The sequence below is a fragment of the Frigoribacterium sp. AC512 genome (genome assembly GCF_979258295.1).
Window position 1 is genome coordinate 2,071,354 of the sequence record NZ_OZ409850.1, and the last position, 24,866, is coordinate 2,096,219.

At 72.7% G+C, this 24,866-nt stretch carries 23 protein-coding genes and 1 tRNA gene; 10 read left to right on the forward strand and 14 right to left on the reverse strand.

The window, feature by feature from the left end:
* Positions 1 to 76: 76 nt before the first annotated feature.
* Positions 77 to 2,410: an NAD-dependent DNA ligase LigA gene (gene ligA, locus ACZZ97_RS09420; protein ID WP_463472980.1), complete on the reverse strand. Its 2,334-nt coding sequence runs from the start codon at positions 2,408 to 2,410 to the stop codon at positions 77 to 79.
* The gene (gene mnmA, locus ACZZ97_RS09425) at positions 2,407 to 3,528 is read right to left on the reverse strand and encodes a tRNA 2-thiouridine(34) synthase MnmA (protein ID WP_314103876.1); all 1,122 of its coding nucleotides are present in this window, start codon (positions 3,526 to 3,528) and stop codon (positions 2,407 to 2,409) included. Before mnmA ends, ligA begins: the two co-directional genes overlap by 4 nt.
* 85 nt (positions 3,529 to 3,613) lie before the next feature.
* Here mnmA and ACZZ97_RS09430 point away from each other — a divergent pair, with 85 nt between their 5' ends.
* The 3 genes from ACZZ97_RS09430 to ACZZ97_RS09440 all read left to right on the forward strand — a co-directional run bounded on the left by ACZZ97_RS09430 (position 3,614) and on the right by ACZZ97_RS09440 (position 5,847).
* Positions 3,614 to 4,885 carry an MFS transporter gene (locus ACZZ97_RS09430; RefSeq protein WP_463472981.1) on the forward strand — a complete coding sequence of 424 codons (1,272 nt, stop codon included), beginning with the start codon at positions 3,614 to 3,616 and terminating at the stop codon, positions 4,883 to 4,885.
* A gap of 90 nt (positions 4,886 to 4,975) precedes the next feature.
* Positions 4,976 to 5,057, forward strand: a tRNA-Leu gene (locus tag ACZZ97_RS09435).
* Positions 5,058 to 5,097: 40 nt separating this feature from the next.
* Positions 5,098 to 5,847: a DedA family protein gene (locus tag ACZZ97_RS09440; protein WP_314103297.1), complete on the forward strand. Its 750-nt coding sequence runs from the start codon at positions 5,098 to 5,100 to the stop codon at positions 5,845 to 5,847.
* A gap of 251 nt (positions 5,848 to 6,098) precedes the next feature.
* On the opposite strand, the gene rdgB is transcribed toward ACZZ97_RS09440, so the two are convergent.
* The 3 genes from rdgB to murI all read right to left on the reverse strand — a co-directional run bounded on the left by rdgB (position 6,099) and on the right by murI (position 8,399).
* A complete protein-coding gene (gene rdgB, locus ACZZ97_RS09445) occupies positions 6,099 to 6,701 on the reverse strand; it encodes an RdgB/HAM1 family non-canonical purine NTP pyrophosphatase (protein WP_463472982.1) in 603 nt (200 codons plus the stop codon).
* Positions 6,698 to 7,444, reverse strand: coding sequence for a ribonuclease PH (rph, locus tag ACZZ97_RS09450; protein WP_314103302.1), 747 nt, complete (start codon positions 7,442 to 7,444; stop codon positions 6,698 to 6,700). Before rph ends, rdgB begins: the two co-directional genes overlap by 4 nt.
* Positions 7,445 to 7,541: 97 nt before the next feature.
* The gene (gene murI / locus ACZZ97_RS09455; protein WP_463472983.1) at positions 7,542 to 8,399 is read right to left on the reverse strand and encodes a glutamate racemase; all 858 of its coding nucleotides are present in this window, start codon (positions 8,397 to 8,399) and stop codon (positions 7,542 to 7,544) included.
* 120 nt (positions 8,400 to 8,519) lie between these two features.
* Here murI and ACZZ97_RS09460 point away from each other — a divergent pair, with 120 nt between their 5' ends.
* Positions 8,520 to 9,773: a nicotinate phosphoribosyltransferase gene (locus ACZZ97_RS09460; RefSeq protein ID WP_463473786.1), complete on the forward strand. Its 1,254-nt coding sequence runs from the start codon at positions 8,520 to 8,522 to the stop codon at positions 9,771 to 9,773.
* 28 nt (positions 9,774 to 9,801) lie between these two features.
* Here the strand turns inward: ACZZ97_RS09460 and ACZZ97_RS09465 are convergent, their stop codons facing one another.
* From ACZZ97_RS09465 to ACZZ97_RS09475, 3 genes are read right to left on the reverse strand one after another with little or no spacing between them, the layout of a single operon-like run.
* Positions 9,802 to 10,062, reverse strand: coding sequence for a DUF3039 domain-containing protein (locus ACZZ97_RS09465; RefSeq protein WP_166760949.1), 261 nt, complete (start codon positions 10,060 to 10,062; stop codon positions 9,802 to 9,804).
* Between the two features lie 15 nt (positions 10,063 to 10,077).
* Positions 10,078 to 11,643, reverse strand: a complete 1,566-nt coding sequence (locus tag ACZZ97_RS09470; protein ID WP_463472984.1) for an ABC transporter permease — start codon at positions 11,641 to 11,643, stop codon at positions 10,078 to 10,080.
* Positions 11,619 to 13,130 (reverse strand): ABC transporter ATP-binding protein, encoded by a 1,512-nt coding sequence (locus tag ACZZ97_RS09475; RefSeq protein ID WP_463472985.1) that lies wholly within the window; start codon positions 13,128 to 13,130, stop codon positions 11,619 to 11,621. Before ACZZ97_RS09475 ends, ACZZ97_RS09470 begins: the two co-directional genes overlap by 25 nt.
* A gap of 364 nt (positions 13,131 to 13,494) precedes the next feature.
* Here ACZZ97_RS09475 and ACZZ97_RS09480 point away from each other — a divergent pair, with 364 nt between their 5' ends.
* The 5 genes from ACZZ97_RS09480 to ACZZ97_RS09500 all read left to right on the forward strand — a co-directional run bounded on the left by ACZZ97_RS09480 (position 13,495) and on the right by ACZZ97_RS09500 (position 17,022).
* On the forward strand, positions 13,495 to 14,205 hold the full coding sequence (locus ACZZ97_RS09480) for a phosphocholine cytidylyltransferase family protein (RefSeq protein WP_314102750.1): 711 nt from the start codon (positions 13,495 to 13,497) through the stop codon (positions 14,203 to 14,205).
* Between the two features lie 49 nt (positions 14,206 to 14,254).
* A complete protein-coding gene (locus tag ACZZ97_RS09485; protein ID WP_123548162.1) occupies positions 14,255 to 15,052 on the forward strand; it encodes an ABC transporter permease in 798 nt (265 codons plus the stop codon).
* A complete protein-coding gene (locus ACZZ97_RS09490; protein ID WP_314102746.1) occupies positions 15,052 to 15,816 on the forward strand; it encodes an ABC transporter ATP-binding protein in 765 nt (254 codons plus the stop codon). The genes ACZZ97_RS09485 and ACZZ97_RS09490 overlap by 1 nt, the downstream gene beginning before the upstream one ends.
* Positions 15,817 to 15,825: 9 nt before the next feature.
* Positions 15,826 to 16,614 carry a hypothetical protein gene (locus ACZZ97_RS09495; protein WP_463472986.1) on the forward strand — a complete coding sequence of 263 codons (789 nt, stop codon included), beginning with the start codon at positions 15,826 to 15,828 and terminating at the stop codon, positions 16,612 to 16,614.
* A 222-nt stretch (positions 16,615 to 16,836) separates the two neighbouring features.
* Entirely contained in the window at positions 16,837 to 17,022 is a 186-nt protein-coding gene (locus tag ACZZ97_RS09500; protein WP_463472987.1) for an F-box protein, read from the forward strand.
* Here the strand turns inward: ACZZ97_RS09500 and ACZZ97_RS09505 are convergent.
* The 6 genes from ACZZ97_RS09505 to ACZZ97_RS09530 all read right to left on the reverse strand — a co-directional run bounded on the left by ACZZ97_RS09505 (position 17,012) and on the right by ACZZ97_RS09530 (position 23,485).
* Entirely contained in the window at positions 17,012 to 17,320 is a 309-nt protein-coding gene (locus tag ACZZ97_RS09505) for a helix-turn-helix domain-containing protein (RefSeq protein WP_123548159.1), read from the reverse strand. The genes ACZZ97_RS09500 and ACZZ97_RS09505 overlap by 11 nt on opposite strands.
* A gap of 100 nt (positions 17,321 to 17,420) precedes the next feature.
* On the reverse strand, positions 17,421 to 18,716 hold the full coding sequence (locus tag ACZZ97_RS09510; protein WP_463472988.1) for a CDP-glycerol glycerophosphotransferase family protein: 1,296 nt from the start codon (positions 18,714 to 18,716) through the stop codon (positions 17,421 to 17,423).
* Between the two features lie 60 nt (positions 18,717 to 18,776).
* The gene (locus ACZZ97_RS09515) at positions 18,777 to 19,664 is read right to left on the reverse strand and encodes a glycosyltransferase family 2 protein (protein WP_314102751.1); all 888 of its coding nucleotides are present in this window, start codon (positions 19,662 to 19,664) and stop codon (positions 18,777 to 18,779) included.
* Positions 19,661 to 20,467, reverse strand: coding sequence for a CDP-alcohol phosphatidyltransferase family protein (locus ACZZ97_RS09520; RefSeq protein WP_314102740.1), 807 nt, complete (start codon positions 20,465 to 20,467; stop codon positions 19,661 to 19,663). The genes ACZZ97_RS09515 and ACZZ97_RS09520 overlap by 4 nt, the downstream gene beginning before the upstream one ends.
* A gap of 9 nt (positions 20,468 to 20,476) precedes the next feature.
* Positions 20,477 to 21,520 (reverse strand): glycosyltransferase family 2 protein, encoded by a 1,044-nt coding sequence (locus ACZZ97_RS09525; protein WP_463472989.1) that lies wholly within the window; start codon positions 21,518 to 21,520, stop codon positions 20,477 to 20,479.
* 147 nt (positions 21,521 to 21,667) lie between these two features.
* The gene (locus ACZZ97_RS09530) at positions 21,668 to 23,485 is read right to left on the reverse strand and encodes a S1C family serine protease (RefSeq protein WP_463472990.1); all 1,818 of its coding nucleotides are present in this window, start codon (positions 23,483 to 23,485) and stop codon (positions 21,668 to 21,670) included.
* Between the two features lie 159 nt (positions 23,486 to 23,644).
* Between ACZZ97_RS09530 and ACZZ97_RS09535 the strand changes: the two genes are divergently transcribed.
* Positions 23,645 to 24,844 carry an aminotransferase class I/II-fold pyridoxal phosphate-dependent enzyme gene (locus tag ACZZ97_RS09535; RefSeq protein WP_463472991.1) on the forward strand — a complete coding sequence of 400 codons (1,200 nt, stop codon included), beginning with the start codon at positions 23,645 to 23,647 and terminating at the stop codon, positions 24,842 to 24,844.
* The last annotated feature ends 22 nt before the right edge of the window (positions 24,845 to 24,866 follow it).

A 24,866-nucleotide genomic window follows, 5' to 3' on the forward strand; every position in this document is an offset into this window, starting at 1 on the left:
CCACGACCCCCTACAGCCCCGGCCGATGCGCGCCCTCATCTTAAGAGAGCGAGGTGCCGCCTGACCAGGGTTTTCGTCAGTCAGCTGAGGATTCGTCCCCCGAATCGGGGACAGCGAGCCCCGCTGGGCCCTCCTTAAGGAGGACAGCGAACTCGGCCGCGTCGATGATGCGGACGCCGAGCTGCTCCGCCTTCGTGAGCTTCGACCCGGCGCCGGGGCCTGCGGCCACGAAGTCGGTCTTCTTGCTCACGCTGTTGCCGGCCTTCCCGCCGGCCGCGAGGATCGCCTCCTGCGCGCCCTCCCGGCTGAAGCCCTCGAGGCTGCCCGTCGCGACGACGGTCAGGCCCGACAGCACTCCCCCGGCCTCGACGGCCGCGCCGGGACCCGGGTGGTCGGGCGTCGTGAGCTGGACGCCGGCCGCGGCCCATCGGTCGACGATCTCGACGTGCCAGTCGACCTCGAACCAGTCGCGCAGGGCGTCGGCGATGATGCCGCCCACGCCGTCGACGGCGGCCAGCTCGTCGCGGGTCGCGGCTCGGATCGCGTCGAGCGAGCCGAAGTGGCCGGCCAGCGCCCGGGCGGCGACCGGCCCGACGTGGCGGATGCTGAGGCCGACGAGGATGCGCCAGAGCGGGCTCGTCTTCGCCGCCTCGAGGTTGGCGAGCATCTCGATCGCCGTCTTCGACGGCACGCTCGTCTCGTCGCCGGCGAACTCCGTGGCGTCGGGGTCGAAGGGAGCGTCCTTCTTCGCACGGCGCCGCCGGAACGGCGTGACGAGCTTGGGCACGCCGTCGGCCTCGAGCTTCTCCATGCCCGTCTCGGAGTCGCGCACGACCACCCGCACGGGGAAGATGTCGCTCATCGTCAGGTCGAACAGGCCCGCCTCGGTGCGGAGCGGCGGCGTCGCCGGCTCGACGGGCTGCGTCAGCGCGGCCGCCGCGACCTCGCCGAGGCCCTCGACGTCGAGCGAGCCGCGCGAGGCGATGTGCTCGACGCGGCCGCGCACCTGCGCGGGGCAGCTCTCGGCGTTGGGGCAGCGGAGGTCGACGTCGCCCTCCTTCGCCGGGCGCAGGGTCGTGCCGCACTCGGGGCACTCGGTGGGCATGACGAACTCACGCTCGCTGCCGTCGCGCAGCTCCACGACCGGGCCGAGCACCTCGGGGATGACGTCGCCGGCCTTCCGCAGCACGACGGTGTCGCCGATGAGCACGCCCTTGGCCTTGACGACCTGCTGGTTGTGCAGGGTCGCCTGGCGCACCTCGCTGCCCGCGACCTCGACCTTGCGCATCACTGCGAACGGCGTGGCGCGACCGGTGCGGCCCACGCTCACGACGATGTCGAGCAGCTCGGTGTTCACTTCTTCGGGCGGGTACTTGAACGCCGTGGCCCAGCGCGGCGCCCGGCTGGTGGCGCCGAGCTCGTCGTGCAGGGCGAGGTCGTCGACCTTGACGACGATGCCGTCGATCTGGTGCTCGACGCTCGACCGGCGCACGCCGTAGTCGTGGATGAACGCCGCCACCTCGGGCACCGTGTCGTAGACGCGGTGGTGCGTCGAGATGGGCAGGCCCCACGAGGCGAGGAGGTCGTAGACCTCGCTCTGGCTGTGGACGTCGGTGTCGCGCTCGAGCTCGCGGACGGGCCAGGCGCCGATGCCGTGCACGAGCATCCGCAGGCTGCGGAGGCGGGCGTCCATCAGGGCGCGCTTCTCCGGGCTCTTGCCCTCGGCCTTCTGCCGCAGCGAGCCGGCCGCGGCGTTGCGCGGGTTCGCGAAGACGCGCTCGCCTGCCTCGCGCTGGCGGGCGTTCAGCTGGTCGAACTCGGCGACCGGGAAGAAGATCTCACCGCGCACCTCGACGATCGGGGGGTGGCCGGTGCCCTCGAGACGCTCGGGGATCGTCCCCATGGTGAGGACGTTGCCCGTGACGTCTTCTCCCACGACGCCGTCGCCACGGGTGGCGGCCGTGACGAGCACCCCGTGCTCGTAGCGCAGGTTGATGGCGAGCCCGTCGATCTTGAGCTCGCAGAGGAACCGGACGCGCTCGGCCCCGGCGTCGCGCTCGACCTTGCCGGCCCACTCGGCGAGCTCGTCGTCGCTGAAGACGTTGTCGAGGCTGAGCATGCGCTCGGCGTGCTCGACGGGGGCGAACTGCGTCGTCTCGGCCCGGCCGCCCACGGTCTGCGTCGGGCTGTCGGCCTTCAGCAGCTCGGGGTGCTCGCCCTCGAGCTCGGCCAGCCGCCGCACGAGCGCGTCGTAGTCGGAGTCGGACGCCGTCGAGGCGTTGCCCTCGTAGTACTGGTCGCGCAGCTCGAGGACGCGTGACGTCAGCTGCGCGACCTCGTCACGGGCGGCGGCGAGGTCGTCGGGCGTGACGTCGGGGACGGACCCGTCGTCCGCAGGCCCGCCGCTCACGGCGCGGGGACCGGGACGGCGCTGACCGTCCGGTCGATCGTGCACTGGCCGAGCACGCGGGTGCCGACGTAGACGACGGCGGTCTGCCCGGGGGCGACGCCGCTGAGGGGCTCGTGGGGAGTGATCACGAGCTCCGTTCTACCCTCGACCACCGACACCCGCGCGACGGCGGGGACGGGGTCGGCGTGGGCCCTGATCTGGACGTCGCAGTCGAACGCCGTCGTGGGGTCGACCGGCGCGCGGCCGGCCCACGTGTACGAGCCGCCGGCGATCTCGGCGATGTCGAGCGCCTCCTTCGGCCCCACCACCACCGTGTTGTCGACCGGTCGCACCTCGAGCACGAAGCGGGGCTTGCCGTCGTCCGACGGGAACCCGACGTTCAGCCCCTTGCGCTGCCCGACCGTGAACGCGTGCGCGCCCTGGTGCGTGCCGATCGTCTCGCCCGAGCGGTCGAGGATGTCGCCCTGCTCGGCGCCGACGCGCTCCGCGAGCCAGCCCCGGGTGTCGCCGTCGGGGATGAAGCAGATGTCGTGGCTGTCGGGCTTCGCCGCGACGCTGAGGCCACGGGCGGCGGCCTCGGCACGCACCTCGGCCTTCGAGGGCGTGGCGCCGAGCGGGAACATCGAGTGCGCCAGCTGGTCGGCGGTGAGGACGCCGAGCACGTACGACTGGTCCTTGGCCCACGCGGAGGCGCGGTGCAGCTCTCGCTCGCCCTGGTCGTCGGTGACGACGGTCGCGTAGTGCCCGGTGCACACCGCGTCGAAGCCGAGCGCGAGGGCCTTCTCGAGCAGGGCGGCGAACTTGATGCGCTCGTTGCAGCGCATGCAGGGGTTGGGGGTGCGGCCGGCGGCGTACTCGGCCACGAAGTCGTCGACGACGTCGAGCTTGAACCGCTCGCTGAAGTCCCACACGTAGTAGGGGATGCCGATGACGTCGGCGGCGCGCTGGGCGTCCATCGAGTCCTCGATGGTGCAGCAGCCGCGGCTGCCGGTGCGGAGGGTGCCGGGCATCCGGCTGAGGGCCAGGTGCACCCCGACGACGTCGTGGCCGGCCTCGACCGCCCGGGCCGCGGCGACCGCCGAGTCGACGCCGCCGCTCATCGCTGCGAGGATCTTCATCCGTCAAGTGTAAGCAGCCGCGCCGGGGCCCGGCGGGGCCAGGGCGGTCGACCCCGGCCGAGGCAGGCATAGTGTGGCCGGTGCCATGACGTCGACGCCCTCCCCCGCCTTCTCGTTCCGGTCCGTCGCCCTGTCGGCATTCCTCCCCGCCGCGTTGTTCGCGATCGGCGAGGGGGCGATCATCCCGATCATCCCGGTCGTCGCCAGCGACCTCGGGGCGACCCTGCCCTTCGCGGCGTTCGTCGCCGCGCTCATCCTGGTGGGCGAGCTGATCGGCGACGTCCCGAGCGGCTGGCTCGTCTCCCGGATCGGCGAGCGCACCGCCATGATCTCCGCCGCCCTCGTGAGCATCGTCGGGCTGCTGACCTGCGTGTGGGCGCCGAACGAGTGGGTGCTGGCCGGGGGCGTGCTGCTGATCGGCCTCTCGACGGCCGTGTTCGCCCTGGCCCGGCACGCGTTCATGACGAGCTTCGTGCCGGTGGAGGTCCGGGCGCGGGCGCTCTCGAGCCTCGGCGGGGTCTTCCGGCTCGGCTACTTCGTCGGCCCGTTCCTCGCGGCCGGCACCATCCACCTCACCGGCTCGACGCAGTCCGCCTTCTGGATCCACGTCGCCGGCTGCCTCGGCGCGGCCGTCGTGCTGCTCGTGCTGCGCGACCCGTCCGAGGTGCTCCGCGAGCGCCGGGCGGCGGCGGCCGTGCCCGTCGACGCCCCGACCCCCGGCGAGGAGGAGGTCGCGAAGGAGGCGGAGGGCCTGTTCCGCACGCTCGCCCGCCATCGCGGCGTCCTCGTCAAGCTGGGCAGCGGAGCCGCGCTGATCGGCGCGATGCGGGCCGGGCGCCAGGTGATCCTGCCGCTCTGGGCCGTGAGCATCGGCATCAGCGCGCCGCAGACGGCGCTGATCATCGGCATCGCGGGCGCCGTCGACTTCGCCCTCTTCTACACGAGCGGCCAGATCATGGACCGCTGGGGCCGCCTCTGGAGCGCCGTCCCGTCGATGGTCGGCCTCTCGATCTCGTACCTGGCCCTGTCGCTCACGCACGACCTCGACGCCCGGGTCGGCTGGTTCGTCGCGGTGGCGATGTTCATGTCGCTCGCGAACGGGATCGGCAGCGGCATCCTCATGACCCTCGGCGCCGACCTCGCCGACCGGGCCGATCCGGCGCCGTTCCTCGGCGCCTGGCGGTTCACGGGCGACGCCGGCAGCGCGGCCGCACCGCTGCTCATCTCGGGGCTGACCGCCGTCGTCTCGATCTCGCTGGCCAGCGGGGTGATGGGCGTGCTCGGCCTCGTCGGGGCGGCCATCCTGCTGCGCTACGTGCCGCGGTACTCGCCGCACGTGCCGCGGGAGCTGCGCTGAGCCCTGGCCGTCGCCTCCTCGTGTCCGTGCTCGTGCTCGTGCTCGTGCTCGTGCTCGTGCTCGTGCTCGTCGGTACACTCGGTCCTGCCCGCGGGAGTGGTGAAACTGGCAGACACGCAGGATTTAGGTTCCTGTGCCTTCGGGCGTGAGGGTTCAAGTCCCTTCTCCCGCACGAGTAGCCTGGGCCTCCCGGCACCTCGAGAAAGAGACCCATGCTGCCCCTGGCGACCATCTCGTGGCTGGACCCCGAGTACCTCCTGTCGGCGTTCGGCCCCTGGGCCGTGCTCGGCGTCTGCCTGCTCGTCTTCGCCGAGACCGGGCTGCTGATCGGGTTCCTGTTCCCCGGCGACACCTTGCTCATCATCACCGGCATCCTCGCCGCCACGAACCCCGGTGCCCTCGGCCTGCCGATCTGGCTCATAGCGATCTTCATCGGCATCGCCGCCTTCGCCGGCGGCGAGCTGGGCTACCTGATCGGCCACAAGATCGGGCCGCGCATCTTCGAGCGGAAGGAGAGCGGGCTGTTCAGCAAGGCGAACGTCGCCCGGACCAACGCCTTCTTCGAGCGCTTCGGCCCGCTCGCGGTCATCATCGCCCGCTTCGTGCCGGTCGTCCGCACCTTCGCGCCGATCATGGCCGGCGTCGGCCACATGAGCTACCGGCGCTACTCGCTCTACAACGGGATCGGGGCGGTCCTCTGGGGCTTCGGCGTCACCATGCTCGGCTTCGGCATCGGCCACATCCCGCCCGTCGCCGACTTCGTCAGCTCGTACATCGACCTGATCCTGCTCGGCGCCGTGCTCGCGACGCTGATCCCCGTGGCCATCCACTACTTCCACGGGGTGCACACGGCGAAGAAGCACGAGGCCGACGGCACGACCCCCGACGCCGAGGTCGACGCCGCGGCCGTCGACCCAGCGCGAGTCGACTCCCCCACCGGGCAGACGCCGACGCAGGCCTGACCGCCTCCGACCCGACCCGCCGCGTCGCTCATGGCACCGCCGTCACCGGCACCGTCATGCGTTCTCGGGTGCATTTCCGGTCTGAAAGCGAGACAGATCCGCGCCTCCGGCGCCGCGAACACGGGCGGATCTGGACCCTCAGCGCCGATCACTCTCAAATTTGAGAGGAATGGGCGCTGGGGCCACATGTGCGCGGATCAGCCGCACCCGGCCCCGCGGCGCGGCCAGCCCGCGGGCGACAGCAGAGGCGGTCAGCCCGCGAGGGCCGCGACGTGCGGCGCGATGGCGCGGAACGCCCGCGACCGGTGGCTGACCGCGTTCTTCTCGTCCGGGGTCAGCTCGGCCGCGCTGCGGCTGTCGCCCTCGGGCCGGAACACGGGGTCGTACCCGTGTCCGCCCGTGCCGACCCGCGTCTCCAGCACCTCGCCCCGCCACTCGCCCTGCTCCACCAGCTCGCGGGCGGCGACCGTGCCGTCCGCCGACGCGGGCACGACGAGCGCCGCCGCGCACGAGAACTGCGCCGAGCGGTCGGCCACGCCGACCAGGTTCGCCAGCAGCAGGTCGATGTTGTCGTCGTCGTCACGGGTGCCGGCGTACCGCGCCGAGTGGATGCCGGGCGCGCCCCCGAGGGCGTGAGCCGAGATGCCGCTGTCGTCGGCGAGCGCCGGCAGCCCGGTGTGGGCCGCCGCCGCGCGGGCCTTGATCAGCGCGTTCGCGGCGAACGTGTCGCCGTCCTCCACGGGCTCCGGGCCGTCGTAGGCGACCAGCTCCACGCCCGGCGCGGTCTCGGCGAGCAGCAGCCGCAGCTCCCGGACCTTGCCCTGGTTGTGCGTGGCGATGACGACCTGCGTCACGCGCCCAGCACCTCCTTCTGGATGCTCGTCAGGTCGGCGCCGCCGGCGACGGCCAGGTCGAGCAGCTCGCCGAGCTCGCGCCGGTCGAAGGGCGCTCCCTCGGCCGTGCCCTGCACCTCGACGAAGAGGCCGGAGCCCGTGACGACGACGTTCATGTCGGTCTCGGCTCGGACGTCCTCGACGTAGGCGAGGTCGAGCAGCGGGACGCCGTCGACGATGCCGACCGAGACGGCGGCGACGCTGTCGGTCAGCGGGGTCGCCTTCTGGGCGATGAACTTCTTCTCGCGGCCCCACTCGATCGCCTGGGCGAGCGCGACGTAGGCACCCGTGATGGCGGCCGTGCGCGTGCCGCCGTCGGCCTGGAGCACGTCGCAGTCGAGCACGATCGTGTTCTCGCCGAGGGCCTTCGTGTCGACCACGGCCCGGAGGCTGCGACCGATCAGGCGCGAGATCTCGTGGGTGCGTCCGCCGATCTTGCCCTTGACGCTCTCGCGGTCGTTCCGCGAGCCGGTCGCGCGCGGCAGCATCGCGTACTCGGCCGTGACCCAGCCCTTGCCCTTGCCGGCCAGCCAGCGCGGCACCCCGTTCGTGAAGGAGGCGGTGCACAGCACCTTCGTGTCGCCGAACGACACCAGGGCGCTCCCCTCGGCCTGCGCGCTCCAGCCCTTCTCGATGGTGACGCGTCGCAGCTGGTCGGCGCGGCGGCCGTCGGCGCGGACGAGGTCGGTGGTGGTCTCGGTCATGGTGTCTCCCCCTGGTCGGGTCGGTCTGGTCTGGTCTGGTCTGGTCTGACGTGGTCTCGTGCAGTGCAGTGCGGGCGGGCGGGCGGTGGCGGCGCGGTCAGGGGCGCGGACCGGCGGCGCGGAGCCCGCCCGGCAGCTCGATGGCGCCGGTCTCGAGGTGGCCGACGCGCGACACCTCGGGCCCGAGGAACCGCTTCGCCAGCCGCAGGAACGCCGCCTCGTCCGCGCCGGTGGCCTCGAACTCGTAGCGCGGCACGCTGCCGGCCGGCGCCTCGAGATCGTGGTCGACGAGGGTGCGGTAGACGTCGGCGGCCGTCTCGTCCGCGCTCGAGACGAGGCGCACCTCCGGCCCCATCACGTACTGGATCGCGGCCGACATCAGCGGGTAGTGGGTGCAGCCGAGCACGAGCGTGTCGACCCCGGCCTCGCGGAGCGGTGCGAGGTAGCCCGCGGCGACCTCGCGCAGCTCGGGGCTCGAGGTGTCGCCCGCCTCGACGAACTCGACGAACCGCGGGCACGCCTGCGTGAAGAGCTGCAGGTCGGAGGCCGCGGCGAAGGCGTCCTCGTAGGCGCGCGAGCGGACCGTGCCCTCGGTGCCGACGACCCCGATGCGCTTGTTCCGCGTCTGGCCCACGGCGGAGCGGACGGCGGGCTGGATGACCTCGACGACAGGGATGCCGGCACCCGTCGTGTACCGCTCGCGCGCGTCGCGGAGGACCGCGGCGGAGGCGGTGTTGCAGGCGATCACGAGCAGCTTGACGCCCTGGGCGACGAGGTCGTCCATGACGGCGAGCGCGTACTCGCGCACCTCGGCGATGGGCTTCGGGCCGTAGGGCGAGTGAGCGGTGTCGCCGACGTAGAGCACGGACTCGCGCGGCAGCTGGTCGATGATCGCCCGCGAGACGGTCAGGCCGCCCACGCCGCTGTCGAAGACTCCGATGGGTGCGTGCGTCACGGTCGTCGAGCCTACCCGGACGGAGGCGCGCCGCAGCCGGGCGCCCTGGTCCCGGCCCCCTCCCCCGCCTAGGGTGGGGACGTGACCAGTGCCCTGCTGACCGACCGCTACGAGTTCACGATGGTGGAGGCGGCCCTCAAGGCCGGCACCGCCGACCGACGATGCGTGTTCGAGCTCTTCGCCCGCCGCCTCCCCCAGGGTCGCCGCTACGGCCTCGTGGCCGGCACCGGCCGCTTCCTCGCCGAGCTGACGCAGTTCCGGTTCGGGGACGACGAGCTCGCCTGGCTGCGCGACGGCCGCATCGTCGACGACCGCACCGTCGACTGGCTCGCCGACTACCGCTTCTCGGGCGACATCCGCGGCTACGCCGAGGGCGAGGTCTACCTGCCGGGCTCGCCCCTGCTCGTCGTCGAGTCGACCTTCGCCGAGGGCGTCCTGCTCGAGACGCTCGCCCTCAGCGTCTTCAACTACGACTCCGCCGTCGCGAGCGCCGCGGCACGGATGGTCTCGGCGGCCGACGGCCGGCCGCTCGCCGAGATGGGCTCGCGGCGCACCGGCGAGCGCAGCGCCGTGGCGGCGGCACGGGCCGCCTACGTCGCGGGCTTCGTCGCCACGAGCAACCTGGAGGCCGGGCGAACCTGGGGCGTCCCGACGATGGGCACCGCCGCCCACGCCTTCACCCTCCTGCACGACACCGAGCGCGAGGCGTTCGAGGCGCAGGTCGCGAGCCTCGGGCCCGGCACGACGCTGCTCGTCGACACCTACGACATCCCGGAGGCGGTGCGCACGGCCGTCGAGGTCGCCGGCACCGGCCTCGGCGCCGTCCGCATCGACAGCGGCGACCTCCCTGCGCTCGTGTCGCAGGTGCGCGCGCAGCTCGACGGCCTGGGCGCCACGGGCACGAAGATCACCGTGACGAACGACCTCGACGAGTACACGATCGCGGCGCTGCGCGCGGCGCCCGTCGACAGCTACGGCGTCGGCACGTCCGTCGTGTCCGGCTCGGGCCACCCGGCAGCCGGGATGGTCTTCAAGCTGGTCGCCCGTCAGGGCGCCGACGGCGAATGGGTGTCGGTGGCGAAGAAGTCCGCCGACAAGGCGACCATCGGCGGTCGCAAGGCACCGGTGCGCGTGCTGGTCGACGGCGTCGCGACGACCGAGCTCGTGCGCATCGGCGACGGGGGTCCGGGCGAGGGCGAGGAGCGACCGCTGCTCGTGTCGCTCGTCACCGACGGCGTGGTCGACGACCGCTGGACCGGGCCGCAGGGCGTGCAGCGCGCGCGGGACCACCGTCAGGCCGCCGTCGACGAGCTGCCGCCGAGCGCTTTCCGGCTCGGCCGGGGCGACCCCGTGCTGCCGACGGTCTACGAGTGAGCGGCGCCCGCCGGGTCACGGACGAGACCTACTCGGACTTCATCTTCTCGTAGACCTCTTTGCAGGTCGGGCAGACGGGGAACTTCTCGGGGTCGCGCCCCGGCGTCCACTTCTTGCCGCAGAGCGCCTTGACGGGCTTGCCGCTGAGCGCGGACTCCATGATCTTGTCCTTCTTCACGTAGTGCGAGAAGCGCTCGTGGTCGCCGGGGTCGACGGCGTCCTCGTTCAGGAGCTTCTCGAGCTCGCGATCCAGGACGTCGAGTCCGCCGCCGGTCTGTGTGTCGCTCATGGCGACCATCGTACGTCAGCTGCGCAGGGTGAAGGCGAGCAGCTCGGGCGCACGACGAGTGAACGTGCGCGAGCCGATCGCGACGCCGACGACGAGCACGACGACGCCCGCGGCGAGCCCCGTGACGAACGACCACGTGTCGGCGTCCTGCTGCCCCTGCAGCAGGTAGCGGCCGGCGAACCAGAGCGACGGGGACGTCGCCAGGACAGCCCCTGCGATCATCGTGACCTGGGCCGTCACCGAGGCGCTGCCGTGTGCCTGGGGCTGCTGGAACGGGTCGTCGTGCGGACGCACCGCCGCGTAGGGCATCGCGGCCGAGACGATGCTCGACAGCCCCAGGCCGCTCAGCAGCAGCCCGGCGGACACCCCGATCTCGGGCAGCAGGGCGCCCCGGTCGCCGAAGAGCCACGTGGCGACGAGCGACCCGAGCACGACGAGCGGCACCCCGATGAGCAGAGGAGGCGCGAGCCGGCCCACGCGGTCCGCGAGGCCCCCCGTGCCGGCCGCGACGTGCAGCCACAGGGCGGTGCTGTCGTACGCGACGTCGTTGTGCGGCAGGAACCCGAGGATGAGGCACATGAGCGGCACCGGCACGAGCGCGAGCCAGTGCCAGCTGATCCCCGCGATGCCGAGCGGGACGACGAGCAGCGGCAGGATCGGGATGATGACCAGGGACATGCGGTAGCGCGCGTCCCTCATCCAGTAGGTCAGGCTCCGGCCCGCGACGGCACCGGTCGGGCTCGCCCGGACGAACTCGAACCAGCCGAGGCCGGCCGCGTCGTCCGCGACGTCGGGCTCGGGCTGGTCGACGAAGGCGCGGGCCACGAGCGCCCGCCACGCGAGCCAGAGGGCGACGAGGGTGACGACCGCCACCACGAGGTCCGCGACGACCCGGCCCGTCTCGCCGACCGCGGCGTGGCCGGGGAGGGCGAGGGCGGCGCCGAACGGGGTCCACGCGAGCACGTCGGCGACGACCCCGCTCGTCCTGCCGCCGGGGAGGGTGGCACGGACGAGGTCGATGACGAGGGGCACGAGCAGGACCGCGACCACCACGCCCCCCGCGACCAGGAACTGACGAGCCCGGCGGGTGGTGAGGACGACGCTGTTGATCGTCGCCGCCACCAGGGACGCGAGGTAGGCCGTGGCGCCGGCGAGCACGACGGCGAGGACGGCGAGCGACGCGACGCCCTGCCCCTCGCCCCACGATCGCACGTAGCCGGGAGCGACCGCGACGAGAGCGAGCACGGGCAGGCCGACGGCACCGCCGAGGGCGAGGCCGACGGCCGCCGACCCCTCGGGCACTCCGAGGACGGCCAGGCGGCGGGGATCGCTCCACGGCGGCCGGACCCGCGCGAACGGCAGCACGCTGTAGGCGACGACGACGAGCGACCCGGCACCCACGACGAGCGCGCGGACGTCGCTGAGCGGATCGTCGCGCAGGGAGCCCGCGAGGGCGGAGACGGCGAGGGAGGCACCCAGGACGAGGAGGATCGACACGACCGTGACGAGCAGCCGGCGCGGCTCGTGCCGGACGGTGTTCGCGATCGTCTGGAGCCTCAGTCGGAGAAGCTCTGCAACCATTCCATGCCCTCCGTGACGGCTCGGCCGCCGGCCAGCTCGACGAACGTCTGCTCGAGCGAACGGCCGGCCCTGACCTCGTCGACCGTCCCGCTCGCGAGGACGTGGCCGTCGACGATCACCGCGACGCTGTCGCAGATGCGCTCGACGAGGTCCATGCTGTGGCTCGAGAGCAGCACCGTGCCCCCGCCGGCCACGTAGCGCTGGAGCACGTCCGTCACCGTGGCCGCCGACACCGGGTCGACCGACTCGAACGGCTCGTCCAGCACGAGCACGCGGGGCGAGTGGATGACGGCCGCAGCGAGCGCGATCTTCTTCGTCATGCCGACCGAGTAGTCGGCGACGAGACGGCCGAGGGCGTCCTGCAGGCCGAAGGCGGCCGCCAGGTCCGCCGAGCGCTTGCGGGCCGTGGCCCCGTCGAGTCCCCGGAGGGTCGCGGAGTAGTAGAGGAGCTGGGCGCCCGTGAGGCGGTCGAAGAGCCGGAGGCGGTCGGGCAGCACCCCGAGGGCGCGCTTGGCGGCCGCAGGGTCGTCCCACACGTCGGAGCCGAGCACCGAGACGGTGCCCGCATCGGGTCGCAGCAGCCCGGTGACGATCGACAACGTGGTGGTCTTGCCTGCTCCGTTGGGGCCGACGATGCCGTAGAACGAGCCCGCCCGGACCTCGAGGTCGACGCCCTCGACGGCGACCGTGCTGCCGTATCTCTTGGCGATCCCCTTGATCGAGAGGACCACGGGGCGCTCCGCGTCGTCCGCAGGAGGCGCGGTCGCCTCGTCGGGGCCCGTCGCGTCGTCCGCAGCCACGGTCGGCAGCTCGCCGTCGTCCGTGCTCGCGTCGACCGACCCGGACTCGTCGTCCGTCTCGACCGCCAGCTCGTCGGGCGCGGTCGCCGCGGCGACGACGTCGTCCTGAGCTGCCTCCGCGTCGTCGGGCGCGGCATCGGCGTCGGTCGGCAGGGCGACGGCGCCGCCCGGCACGCTCTCGTCGCCGTCGGACTCGACCACGGCCTGCTCCTCGGCGACGGGCACGACGTCGAGCTCGGCCACGGCCTCCTCGGCGACGGCCGCCTCCTGGGCGGCGGCCTCGGCGGCGGCGGCCTCCTCGGCCGCCGCGGCGGCCGCGGCCGCCGCCCGGGCGCGCGCGTTCGCGGCCCGCGTGGCCGCGGCCTTCTTGGCGGCGGCCGACCGGTCGGCTGCCGTCCGGGTCGAGGCGGGCTTGCGGCCGGCCGACGTGGTCCGAGGGCTCCTCGGGGCGGGAGAGGCGCCTCCTCGGGAGGGGGTCCGCTCGCGTCCCGTCTGCTCTCGCTGGCTGGTCGTGCCCTGGCCGGTCGCGCCTTGGCCGGGCTCGTCGACCGTCGCCACCCCGTCCGGTGCGTCCGTCGGCGTCGCCTCGTCGTCCATCTGATCCCCCCGGTGAAGCGTGTCCCCGCCGCCGCGCGTCGCCTCGTCGGGGTGCAGGGCACCCTCCTGGTCGTCGCGCACGGAAGCCATCGCACCACCGTACCAAGCGAGTGAGCCCGGCACGCCCGCCCTGAGGACGATCACGAAAGGGACACGACCTCGACCAGCACCTGCCGCTGAGCGACCGCTCGCTGTAGTCTGGGCGAGCACGACGACGTGTCCACATCGAGTCCCGAGGGTGAACGCCGCCCGAACACCAGACGGAGGGGCGCCACAGACGGCGCCCGACCGCACCTCCCGGGGCACGACCCAGAAGCACGACCGAACACCTGTCCAGACCCGGGGCCCGCCCCACGGATCTCCGATCCGAGGTCCAGGCGGCGCACCGAGACGGCCCTCACCACCGGCCGGCACGGAACGACAGGCAGACGGCCAGCCCCACGAGGAGACAGACGTGAGCAAGACAGACAGCACCGCCCCCCAGATCGTGATCCTGGCCGCCGGCCTCGGCAGCCGCCTCGGTCGCTCGCTGCCCAAGGCGCTCACCGAGCTGAGCGACGGCCGCACCATCATGCAGCAGCAGTTCGACAACATCCGGTCGGCGTTCGGGCCCGACGCCCGCATCACCGTCGTCGTCGGCTACAAGTTCGAGCACATCGTCGAGGCGTTCCCCACCGCCTCCTTCGTCTACAACGAGCAGTACGACCAGACGAACACCTCGAAGAGCCTGCTGCGCGCGCTGCGGGCCAGCACGTCGGGCGGCGTCCTGTGGATGAACGGCGACGTCGTGTTCGACCCCGAGGCGCTGCGCCGTGCCGCACGCCAGGTCCGCGACGAGCAGTCGTTCGTCGCCGTCAACACCTCCAAGGTGTCCGACGAAGAGGTCAAGTACACGACCACCGCCGAGGGCTACATCGCACAGCTGTCGAAGCAGGTCGTGGGCGGCCTGGGCGAGGCGGTCGGCATCAACTTCGTCGCCAAGGCCGACAAGGCCGTCCTCATGCGCCAGCTCGCCAAGGTCGACGCGCAGGACTACTTCGAGCGCGGCATCGAACTGGCGATCGAGCAGAACGGGCTACTCTTTGAGCCCGTGGACATCTCCGACCTCTACGCCGTCGAGGTCGACTTCGCCGAGGACCTGGAGCGCGCGAACCTCTTCGTGTGACCGGGGTCCGCCCCGTCGGCCGGGATGTCCCCCGAGATCGAGGACACCCGTGAGCACAGCCCTGGCCGATCGTCCCCGGCGCACCGGGGCCGCCCGGTACCGCCAGACGCTGTGGCTGCTGACCAGCCGTGACCTCAAGGTCCGGTACTCGACGTCCGCGCTCGGCTACGTCTGGTCGATCCTCGATCCGCTGGTGATGGCGGGCATCTACTTCTTCGTCTTCCAGGTGGTCTTCCAGAGGTCGGTCGGCGAAGACCCGTACATCGTGTTCCTGCTGAGCGGGCTCCTCCCGTGGATGTGGTTCAACGGAGCGGTCTCCGACAGCACCCGGGCGTTCATCCGCGAGGCGAAGCTGGTGCGGTCGACGAAGATCCCCCGGACGATCTGGGTCTTCCGCCTGGTCGGCTCGAAGGGCATCGAGTTCGCCCTGAGCCTGCCGGTGCTCGCCCTGTTCGCGGTGCTCGGCCGCGCCGAGCTGCACTGGCAGGTGGTCTTCCTGCCCCTCGCGATGGTCATGCAGACCGTGCTCGTCGCGGGCGTGGGGCTGATCGTCGCCCCCCTGGTCGTGTTCTTCCGTGACCTCGAGCGCGCGACCAAGCTCGCCCTCCGGTTCCTCTTCTACGCGTCGCCGATCATCTACGGCACCCGCGACCTGCCCGAGAGCCTGCACCTCCTCGCGGCCTTCAACCCGCTGAGCGGGATCTTCGGCCTCTACCGGTCCGCGTTCTTCCCCGAGCAGCTCGACCTGCTCGAGGTCCTCGTCGGAGGCGGCATGTGCCTCCTCCTCCTCGCTGTCGGCCTCGCGGTGTTCCGGGCCAGCGAACGCGCCGTGCTGAAGGAGATCTGATGGCTCCCCCCACCGGCGACCAGCCCGTCATCCGCGTCGAGGGCGTCGGCATCCGGTTCCGTCGCAACCGCCGCGGGCGCCGCTCCTTCAAGGACCTCTTCTCCGACTCGAGCCGGCGGTCGCGCCCCGGCGAGTTCTGGGCCCTGCGCGACGTCTCGTTCGACGTCCGCGCGGGCGAGGCGATCGGGGTGGTGGGCCGCAACGGGCAGGGCAAGTCGACGCTGCTCAAGCTCGTGGCCGAGGTCATCCTCCCCGACACGGGGTCCGTCTCGGTCTCGGGAGGAGTCGCCCCCCTCATCGAGATCACCGGCGGCTTCGTCGCCGACCTCACGGTGCGCGAGAACGTGTACCTGACAGCGGGCCTCCACGGCATGCGCCGGGACGAGATCGACGAGCGCTTCGACGAGATCATCGACTTCGCCGAGATCGCCGCCTTCGTCGACACCCCGTACAAGCACCTCTCGAGCGGCATGAAGGTCCGGATCGCGTTCGCCGTCATCTCCCGGCTCGAGGAGCCCGTCATCCTCGTCGACGAGGTCCTCGCGGTGGGTGACAAGGCCTTCCGCGAGAAGTGCTACGGGCGGATCGAGCAGATGCTGGCCGACGGCCGCACGCTGTTCCTCGTGTCGCACAACGAGCGCGACCTGAAGCGCTTCTGCGGCCGGGGCCTCTACCTCGACAAGGGCGAGCTGGTCTTCGACGGCCCGCTCGACGAGGCCCTCGCCCGGTACGCCTCCGATCATCCTCCCCGGCCCGCGGCGTAGCATCCGGTGATGCCCGATCGCCACGTCTCGCCCCGTCCCGCCGAGGACGATCTCGTCCGCATCGATCCCGACACCGGGTCTCCCGAGCCGTACCGGGCCGCGTCGCAGGGCGGCCAGGTCGTCGACTCGGCGTGGCTGCGTCGTCTCGACCGCCTCCTCGCCGTCCAGCGGCCCGTCGTCGTCAAGCACGTCGCAGCCCTGCGGCGCCGCCACCGCAAGGCCGACCCGGCCAAGCTCATCCGCATCCTCGAGCGCGAGTACCTGACGGCCGTCACGTCCGGCGGGGCGGCCGTCGGGGCGAGCGCGGTCATCCCCGGCGTCGGCTGGGGCATCTCCCTCGCCCTCTCCGGGGTGGAGACCGCGGGGTTCCTCGAGGCGAGCGCCCTGTTCGCGCAGTCCGTCACCGAGGTGCACGGCATCGCCGTCACCGACCCGGAACGCGCCCGGGCACTCGTCATGACGATGATGATGGGCGCTCCCGGCGCGACCCTCGTCCGGCAGTTCGCCGGGGAGGCTCTCGGCACGGCCCCCGCCCGCAGCGCGTTCTGGGGCGAGCTGGTCACGCAGAAGCTCCCCAAGACCGCCCTCAGCGGACTGACCGACACCGTCCGCAAGCACTTCGTCCGGCGCTTCGCCGCGTCGCAGACCGCCACGGTCCTCGGCAGGGCCGTTCCGTTCGGCATCGGCGCGGTCGTCGGCGGCACCGGCAACCACCTGCTGGGACGCAAGGTCGTCGGGAGCGCGAGGGACGCGTTCGGACCGGCTCCCGCCTCCTTCCCGGTCGAGCTCGGGGCCTGACGGACCTGCCGACCCGACGGACCGCCTCGGAGTCGCCGTGCTGCGGGAAGTCGTTCCTCCCCCGACAGGGCTCGATCCACAGGGCGGAGCGGGAAGGGTCGGGGGTCCGGCCTACCGTCACGGCATGACCGTGACAGCTCCCCCGCCTACAGCGTCCCCTTCCGTCTCGACCGCTCACGCGGGCCGCGGATCCTGCGCCTCGTCAACGACGGCAGCGAGACCGTGTCGTCCCTGAGGGTCACCCTGCTCGGCTCGGGCCTCCTGGTGCCCGTGAGCACCGGCACCCTGGCTCCCGGGCAGTCCCTGGCCCTGAGCGTCATCGGCCCCGAGCTCGTGGCGAGCTCGATCGCCGTCGTGCGGTGGTTCCGGCCGTCCCGGGACGAGTACCTCTGGCGGTTCAGCTTCTGACGGCGCGGGCGCGACGCTCCGCCACGTAGTCGGCAGCCGAGAAGGCCTCGAGCACGGGCGGCAGGTGATCACCCGACATGCCGCCGACCAGCACGGCCGGGTCGACGCCGAGCACCGCGGCGAGTCGCACGATCGTGTGCAGGACGGGGTTGCCGACACCGCGCTCGATCTTGCCGTAGTTCGACACGTTCATCCCCGCGAGGTGGGCGACCTCGTCCTGGCTGAGCCCGAGGCGCTGACGCTCGCCGCGGACACGTTCACCGAAGAGCAGGGCAGCGGGAGACGACGGATCGGGCATGCCTCATGGATACGCCCCTCAGCGATGAGATGCCAGATCCCAGACGCCTGGATCCCACAGACACGAGCGCTGCATGCCTCTCCGCTCGAGAACGCCGAGCCTAGGAGGCGGTCGTGCCGCCCGACGAGTCGGTGCCGGGCGCGCCGGCGTCCGACACACCGGTGTCCGACGCACCGGCGCGCCGGGCGAAGTCGTCCCTCCGCTCGACGAGCTGCAGCACCGCCTCCTCGAACCGCCGCGTGGCGGCCCCGGGAGTCGTGTCGCCGAAGTACCGGTGGACCCAGTGCTCGAGGCGTCGACGTGCCTCCGGGTCGTCACGGACGCGGTCGACCACGTCGACGACGTCGCCGGCCTCTGCGGCCCCGAGCCACTCGGCGGCTCCGAGGTAGCCCCGTTCGTCGACGTCCGCCTCGGCGGACGCCGGCCTCGTCACGAGGAGGGGCCGGCCCGTCGCGAGGCGGTCGTAGATCATCGCCGAGACGTCGGTGATGGCGACGTCCGCCGTCGTGAGCTGCCAGCCGAGCTGGGGGCTGGTGTCGTAGACGTGACCGGCTCCGGGCGTCGCCGCGTTCGCGGCCTCGATCGCCGACACCACGGCTTCGTGGGCGCGACGGTAGTCACGGTCGACCACCCCGCTGCGAGGGTGCGGACGGTAGACGAGCCGGTGGCGTCCCGACGCCAGCAGCGCCTCGGCCAGACGGACGCCGTGCGTCGCGATGGACCCGTAGGTGGCCGCCGGACGGTCGCCCTCCCAGGTCGGGGCGTAGAGCACGACGATGCGGTCGTCGGGCTCGAACGGGGGCGTCCCCGCAGCGTGGTCGGCCTGGGGTCGGCCGATGGGCACGGCACGACGGTCGAGGTCGTAGTCCCAGAGGGCGACCTCGAGCCTCGCCCGGGCGGCGTCGCCCGCGATGAAGGCGTAGTCGTACGCCTTGAACTGGTTCGTGGTCATGTACATCTTGTCGCTCTCGCCGTGGTTGACGAAGACGTGCCACATGCGCCCGTAGCGCATCATCTGGAAGTTCTTGGCGTTCTGGTTGACGTACAGGGTCATGGCGAGGGGGTGCGAGTCGACGAACTCCTCCAGGTCGACGACCTGGCGTGCGTAGACGACGGGGACGGGCGACTCCTCGAGCAGGGCGAGCATGGCCCCCGGCGAGCGCGCGACGATCGCGACGGGGACGGTCTCGGCGAGATGGGCCAACGGCGCGTACCACTGGCGGATCTGGTACATGTTCACGGAGGTGTCCGCGAAGTACACCGCGACGCGCACCGTCCCGGGCTCCGGCCGGCGTCCGTCGTCGCCGAGCTTCTCCAGGCGCCGACGCTGACGCCGTGACTTCCAGGCGCGCGAGGCCAGTCCGCTGGCGAGCGAGAGATCCCGTTTCAAGGGCACGGAGGGTCCTCCTGTGGTGCTGATGTGCCCGACGACCGTCGCGCACCGGGGTGTCCCAGGCTAGATCACCGGGGGTCGACCGGACCTGGACATGCGCAGGACCGTTACCCAACCGATGGACCGACGGCCACCCGGCGACGTGCGCCAGCCCTCGGCCCAGCCGCCGAACCAGGCCCTGAGGCGGGCCGGCGTCGAGGCCCAGCGCAGCACCTGCACCGCCGTCCAGCTGCCGACGTACACGGGGACGAGCGGCCACGGCAGGTTCCGCTTGGCGAGCCACACCCGGTTCCGGGCGTTGAGCCGGTGGTACTCGGCGTGGCGCGCGGGGTCGATCGCGGGGTGGTGCGCCACGAGACCGCCCTCGTACCGCACCCGGAGCCCCTGGGCCCACACTCGCCAGGCGAGCTCGATCCCCTCGTGGGCGTAGAAGTAGGGCTCTCCCCACCCCCCACAGGCGTCGAAGACCGCTCGTGGCATCACCGTGGCGCCCTCCCAGACCGAGAAGACGTCGCTCGCCTCGGCGGGGTCGCCCTTGCGCAGCCGTGGGATCCACCGGCGCGGCGACGTCGCTCCGGACGCGTCGACGACGCGGGGCTGCACGAGCCCCACGTCGCCTTCGCGCTGCATCAGGGCGACGGCGTCGGCCAGGAACGTCGGCGACGGGATGCTGGCGTCGTCGTCGAGGAAGAAGACCCAGTCGCCCGACACGCGCTCGGCGCCGCGGTTCCGACCAGCGGGGATGCCGACGTTCTCGGGGAGGGTCAGGACGGACACGCCCTCGGGCACGGGGCCGGGCCCCCCGCCGTTGCCGACGCACACGACGTCGACCTCGACTCCGACCTGGGCGAGGACGCTCTCCAGGCCACGACGCAGGTCGTCGGGCCGACGACCCTGCGTCAGGCTGACGACCCCGACACGAGGTGTCGACCGAGCCGCCTCGCCGCTCAGGAGCGGACCCTCTTCGACGCCATGATTGCCACGAAGTGGCCCACCAGGGCGACCACGGACAACGGCAGCAGCAGCGACACGAGCACGCGGTCCGCGAGGGGCTCGCCGACGACCAGCCCCACGAGGGCGGCGACGAAGGCGAGCATGGTCAGCTCGACGGAGTGGTAGAGGCGGTGGAACGGGACGAAGCGGGCGGCGGAACGGAGTCGCGACAGGAGCCGTCCGCTGGGGACGGTCGCGCCGCCGCGCTTGTCCTCGAGGCGGGTCAGGCCGGCGTTGGCCCGGGCCACGTGCACCATGTCGTTGAGGGCCTTGTTGAGGACGATGACGAGCGCCAGCGCCGTTCCCAGCGTCGTCCAGAGCCAGTCCGCGGGCACGTCGAACGGCCAGCCGGCCGCCCGGACCCCGAGCGCCACGGGGATGAGGGCCTCGGTCGAGTAGTGCCCCACCTTGTCGAGGAACACCCCGGCCGGCGAGCTCGTCCCCCGCCACCGGGCGACCTCGCCGTCAGAGCAGTCGACCAGCATCTGCAGCTGGCCGAGGACGAGGGCCAGCATCGCGCCGCCGATGCCGGGCACGAGCAGCGCCGCGGCGGTGGCCCAGCCCGTGAGGATCATGAGCCCGGTGACGCCGTTCGCGGTGACGCTCGTCTTGAGCAGCCACCACGTGAGGTAGGGCGAGACGTCGCGCAGGTAGAGCGAGGCCGTCCAGTGCTCGGCGTTGGCGCGGCTGCGGACCTCGGGCGGCTGGGCCACCCGTCGCAGCTCGGCGATGGACGTGGGACGCGTGGGCAGCGCGGTCATGGCGTGAGGCTATCTTCCCGTGTGCGCGGTGATGTTCCCCGTCAGGTCGAGGAACCCGGCCACGAAGCCGAGCCCCCAGCCGAAGTGGATGGAAGGCAAGACTACGAGAAACCACAGGCGCGTGCGGAGACCGTCGCCCCGGGGCACGAGGACGGCGGCCAGCACCACGAACGCGACGTAGAGACCCGGCACGACGAGCCCGAGCAGGGCCCAGGCCGCCGCCGTCCCCGTCAGCGCGCCGACGAGGCCCACCAGCCCGGCCAGCACGCCCAGGGCGACGCCCACCACCATCGCGGGCGGCACGAGGTAGCGGAGCGTGTTGGCCTTGGGGAACCGCCGCGCGAGCTCGCCGCGCCACAGCCCCGTGGCGACGAACTGCCGGGCGAGCTTGCGGAGGCTGGGTCGCGGACGGTACGTCACCACGAGGTCGGGCGTGAACCAGACGGTGCCCCCGGAGGCGCGGAGCCGGCGGTTGAGCTCCCAGTCCTGGCCGCGCTTGACGCCCTCGTCGAACAGGCCCACCTCGAGGAGGCGGTGGCGCAGGAACACGCCGAGGTAGGCGGTCTCGGTCGGCCCCTCCGCACCTCCGACGTGGTGGGGGGTGCCGCCGAGCCCGACCCGGCTGCCGTACGCGCGGGCCACGGCCTTCTCGAAGGGCGTGCGCCCCTCGGCCAGCATGATGCCGCCCACGTTGTCGGCGCCGCTGCGGCGCAGTGCGTCGACGGCCAGCCGTGTGTACTCCCGCGGGAGCACCGAGTGCGCGTCGACCCGCACCGTGATCGGGTGGACGCTGGCGCGGATGGCCACGTTCAGGCCCGCCGGCGTCGAGCCGACCGGGTTGGGCAGGGTGCGGATGCGGGGGTCGGCTGCCGACATGGCCGCGACGACCTCGTTGGTGCCGTCGACGCTCGGCCCGAGGGCCAGGAGGACCTCGAACGGCCCCTCGTAGTCCTGGTCGACGAGGCTCTCGACCGCGGCACGGATCTCTCGCTCCTCGTTGAGCACGGGCATGACGTAGGACACGCCGGGCGCCGGGCTGTCGGGGAAGGTCATGGAGGGGCCTCGGGATGCGGCGCTGACGCGCTGGCGGACGAGACCGGAGCCCCGCGGAGATCCCGCCGAGCCTACCAAGGCCACAGGGCGGACCGGGGCCGCAGCTGCCCCGGTCCGCCCTGAGGAGGAGCCGTGTCGTCCCCGAGGTCAGCTCGTGAGCGTGTCCAGGGTCACCTGGGCGGTCGCCTCCGCGCCGTCCCGCACGTACGTCAGCTCGGCCGTGGCGCCCCCGGCGAGGAACCGGACCTGGGCGGTCAGGTCGGTGCGGCTGGTGACCGCGATGCCGTTGAACTCGGTGACCACGTCGCCGGCACGCAGGCCGGCCTCCTGGGCCGCGCCTCCCTGGCTGATCTCGACGATGAGCGCTCCGACGCGGTCGGCGCCCTGCGCCGTGGCCGCGTCGTCGACGCTCGCGCCGAGGAGCCCGTGGGTGGCGCTGCCGTTCGCGATGATCTCCTTCGAGACCCGCTGCACGAGGGCGGAGGGGATGGAGAAGCCCACGCCGATGCTGCCCGAGGACGAGCCGGAGCTGGCGATGGCGACGTTCAGGCCGATCAGGTCGCCCTTGGCGTCGAGCAGCGCGCCGCCCGAGTTGCCGGGGTTGATCGACGCGTCCGTCTGGATCACAGGCAGCGAGATGACGCTGCTCGCCTGGTTCTGGGTGCCCCCGTCGCCGTTGTTGAACGAGAACGGGCCCTGGCCGTTGTTGTCGCCCTGGTCGCCCTGGTCGCTGCCGTCGCTCGGCGCGGCCGAGGACTGGACGGTGATGCTGCGGTTCAGGGTCGACACGATGCCGTCGGTCACGGTGTTCGAGAGCCCCAGCGGCGCCCCGATGGCCACGGCGGTGTCGCCCACGTTGAGCGCGGACGAGTCGGCGAAGGTGATGGGCTTGAGGCCCGTGGCGTCGACCTTGAGGACGGCGAGGTCGACCGTGGGGTCGAGGCCGACGACCTCGGCGGGCAGGATGTTGCCGTCGCTGAGGGTGACGGTCACCGTGCCGGAGGCGCTCGCCCCGTCGAGGGTGACGACGTGCGTGTTGGTGACGATGTAGCCGTCGTCGGAGACGATGACGCCCGACCCCGTGCCGCCCGACGACCCGCTCGCGACGTTGATGGTGACGACGGACGGCGTGGCCTTGGCGGCGACGGCCGTGATGGCCGTGGCGTCGTCGTAGTCGTTCACCGTGAGCTCACGCGACGGGCCGCTCGAGGCCGTCGTGCCGCCGCCTCCGTCGGCGACCACTCCTCCCACGACGCCGCCGAGCGCGCCGCCCGCGATCAGGCCGACGGCGAGGGCGGCCGCGAGGACGCCCTTGCCGCCGCGGCGCTTCGTCGTCGTCGAGGTGGGAGGCGCCCAGGAGGCGGCACCCTGCGGTGCTCCGCCCGCTGCGGGCCGCCCGAAGGCGTCCGTCTGCGGCGACGACGCCTGCGCGTACTGCGACCCCTGCTGGTACGACGAGGGCTGCTGGTGGGGACCAGGCTGCTGGTACGACGCAGGCTGCTGGTAGGAACCAGGCTGCTGGTACGACGCAGGCTGCTGGTAGGAACCAGGCTGCTGGTACGACGCAGGCTGCTGGTAGGAACCAGGCTGCTGGTACGACGCAGGCTGCTGGTAGGAACCAGGCTGCTGGTGGGCTGCGGGCTGCTGGTACGGGGCCGGCTGCGGGTAGGGAGCAGGCTGCTGAGGCACGGCAGGGCGCCCGTCGGCCGAGCCGGCGCGCACGGCCGCCTCGTCGGCGAGGGAGCCCGGCGTGCTGCCCGGCAGGGGCGGTGCGCCGAACGTCACCGGCGGCTCCTGCCCGCGCGGAGCGGCGGCGGCCGTCTCGGGACGGCCTGCGGCGTCCGCTCGGTCGGCCCGCGCCTCCTCGGCGGGGCCCCCGGTCGTCGGCGCCTCGTTCGTCGCGTCGGCGTCGTGGTCGTGGTGGGGACCGACGTGGTCGTCCGCGCCTCGGGGGGTCTCGTTCATGAGGGTGTGCTCCTTCCAAGCCCTGTCAGCCTGGTCGGGCAAGCTGTGCAGCGCATAAGACCCGCCTGGGAGCGGGCTGCGGTCAGCTTATGCGTCCGCCGGTGAGGGCCGGCCTGCCCCTGCGGAGGCGACCGGTCGTGCAGGTACCGTGACAGCACCATGACTGCACCTGCCCCCTGGGAACGCGCCGCGCGCGGCGCGATGCTGCTCGACGGTGCCGGCCGCGCCGCGCCCACCGTGTTCGCCGAGATGTCCGCGCTGGCAGCCCGTACCGGTGCGATCAACCTCGGCCAGGGGTTCCCTGACGAGGACGGGCCCCGGGTCGTGCTCGACGCCGCCCACGCCGCCCTCGACGCCGGCCTGAACCAGTACCCGCCGGGTCGCGGCAGGCCCGAGCTGCTCGAGGCCGTCGCCCAGCACCAGCGGCGTTTCTACGGCATCGAGCTCGACCCGGGACGCGAGGTGCTCGTGACGGCCGGTGCCACCGAGGCCCTGGCCGCGACGGTCCTCGCCCTCGTCGACGACGGTGACGAGGTCGTCACCCTCGAGCCGTTCTACGACGCCTACGGAGCCGTGATCGGCCTCGCGGGGGGCGTGCACCGCACCGTCCCGATGCGCGGCGCCGAGTTCGCGGTGGACCACGCCGAGCTGCGCGCGGCGTTCTCCGACCGCACGGCCCTCGTGATCGTGAACGACCCGCACAACCCGACCGGCACGGTGCTCGACGCGTCGACGAGGCAGCTCGTGGTGGACCTGGCGCGCCGCCACGACGCCGTCCTCGTCACGGACGAGGTGTACGAGCACCTGCTCTTCGACGGTGCCGCACACGTGCCGCTCTCGACCCTGCCCGGCGCCGCGGAGCGCACCCTGAGCATCTCCAGCGGGGGCAAGACCTTCAGCACGACGGGCTGGAAGATCGGCTGGCTCACCGGCCCCGAGCACCTCGTGTCGAAGGTGATGACGGTGAAGCAGTACCTCACGTTCGTGAACGGCTCGGTCTTCCAGCCCGCGATCGCCGTCGGGCTGGGCCTGCCGGACGAGTGGTTCGCGGGGCTCGCCGCCGGCCTGCAGCGAAGGAGGGACGTGCTGGCCGACGGGCTCGTCGCCGCCGGGTTCTCCGTCGCGCCGTCCCGCGGCGGCTACTTCGTCGTCGCCGACGCCGCCCCGCTCGGCTTCTCGGACGCCGCCGACCTCTGTCGGCGACTGCCCGAGCTGGCCGGCGTCGTCGGCGTCCCGGTGAGCGCCTTCTGCCACGAGGAGGCGGCGGTCGAGCACGCGTCGCGCATCCGGTTCGCGTTCTGCAAGCGCACGGAGGTGCTCGAGCAGGCGGCTCGTCAGCTGGCGGCCCTGCGCGTCTGAGGGACGAGCGGGTCGCCTCCTC

What these genes read in the sequence shown, in the direction of transcription:
- ACZZ97_RS09440 (WP_314103297.1), top strand. Translation starts at nt 5,098, where the DNA reads ATGCTGCCCCTGGCGACCATCTCGTGGCTGGACCCCGAGTACCTCCTG.
- rph (WP_314103302.1), bottom strand. Translation starts at nt 7,444, where the DNA reads ATGACCGAGACCACCACCGACCTCGTCCGCGCCGACGGCCGCCGCGCC.
- ACZZ97_RS09505 (WP_123548159.1), bottom strand. Translation starts at nt 17,320, where the DNA reads ATGCCCGATCCGTCGTCTCCCGCTGCCCTGCTCTTCGGTGAACGTGTC.
- ACZZ97_RS09535 (WP_463472991.1), top strand. Translation starts at nt 23,645, where the DNA reads ATGACTGCACCTGCCCCCTGGGAACGCGCCGCGCGCGGCGCGATGCTG.
- ACZZ97_RS09430 (WP_463472981.1), top strand. Translation starts at nt 3,614, where the DNA reads ATGACGTCGACGCCCTCCCCCGCCTTCTCGTTCCGGTCCGTCGCCCTG.
- ACZZ97_RS09460 (WP_463473786.1), top strand. Translation starts at nt 8,520, where the DNA reads ATGGTGGAGGCGGCCCTCAAGGCCGGCACCGCCGACCGACGATGCGTG.
- ACZZ97_RS09530 (WP_463472990.1), bottom strand. Translation starts at nt 23,485, where the DNA reads ATGAACGAGACCCCCCGAGGCGCGGACGACCACGTCGGTCCCCACCAC.
- ACZZ97_RS09520 (WP_314102740.1), bottom strand. Translation starts at nt 20,467, where the DNA reads ATGACCGCGCTGCCCACGCGTCCCACGTCCATCGCCGAGCTGCGACGG.
- ACZZ97_RS09475 (WP_463472985.1), bottom strand. Translation starts at nt 13,130, where the DNA reads ATGGCTTCCGTGCGCGACGACCAGGAGGGTGCCCTGCACCCCGACGAG.
- mnmA (WP_314103876.1), bottom strand. Translation starts at nt 3,528, where the DNA reads ATGAAGATCCTCGCAGCGATGAGCGGCGGCGTCGACTCGGCGGTCGCC.
- ACZZ97_RS09495 (WP_463472986.1), top strand. Translation starts at nt 15,826, where the DNA reads ATGCCCGATCGCCACGTCTCGCCCCGTCCCGCCGAGGACGATCTCGTC.
- ACZZ97_RS09465 (WP_166760949.1), bottom strand. Translation starts at nt 10,062, where the DNA reads ATGAGCGACACACAGACCGGCGGCGGACTCGACGTCCTGGATCGCGAG.
- ACZZ97_RS09490 (WP_314102746.1), top strand. Translation starts at nt 15,052, where the DNA reads ATGGCTCCCCCCACCGGCGACCAGCCCGTCATCCGCGTCGAGGGCGTC.
- ACZZ97_RS09470 (WP_463472984.1), bottom strand. Translation starts at nt 11,643, where the DNA reads ATGGTTGCAGAGCTTCTCCGACTGAGGCTCCAGACGATCGCGAACACC.
- ACZZ97_RS09525 (WP_463472989.1), bottom strand. Translation starts at nt 21,520, where the DNA reads ATGACCTTCCCCGACAGCCCGGCGCCCGGCGTGTCCTACGTCATGCCC.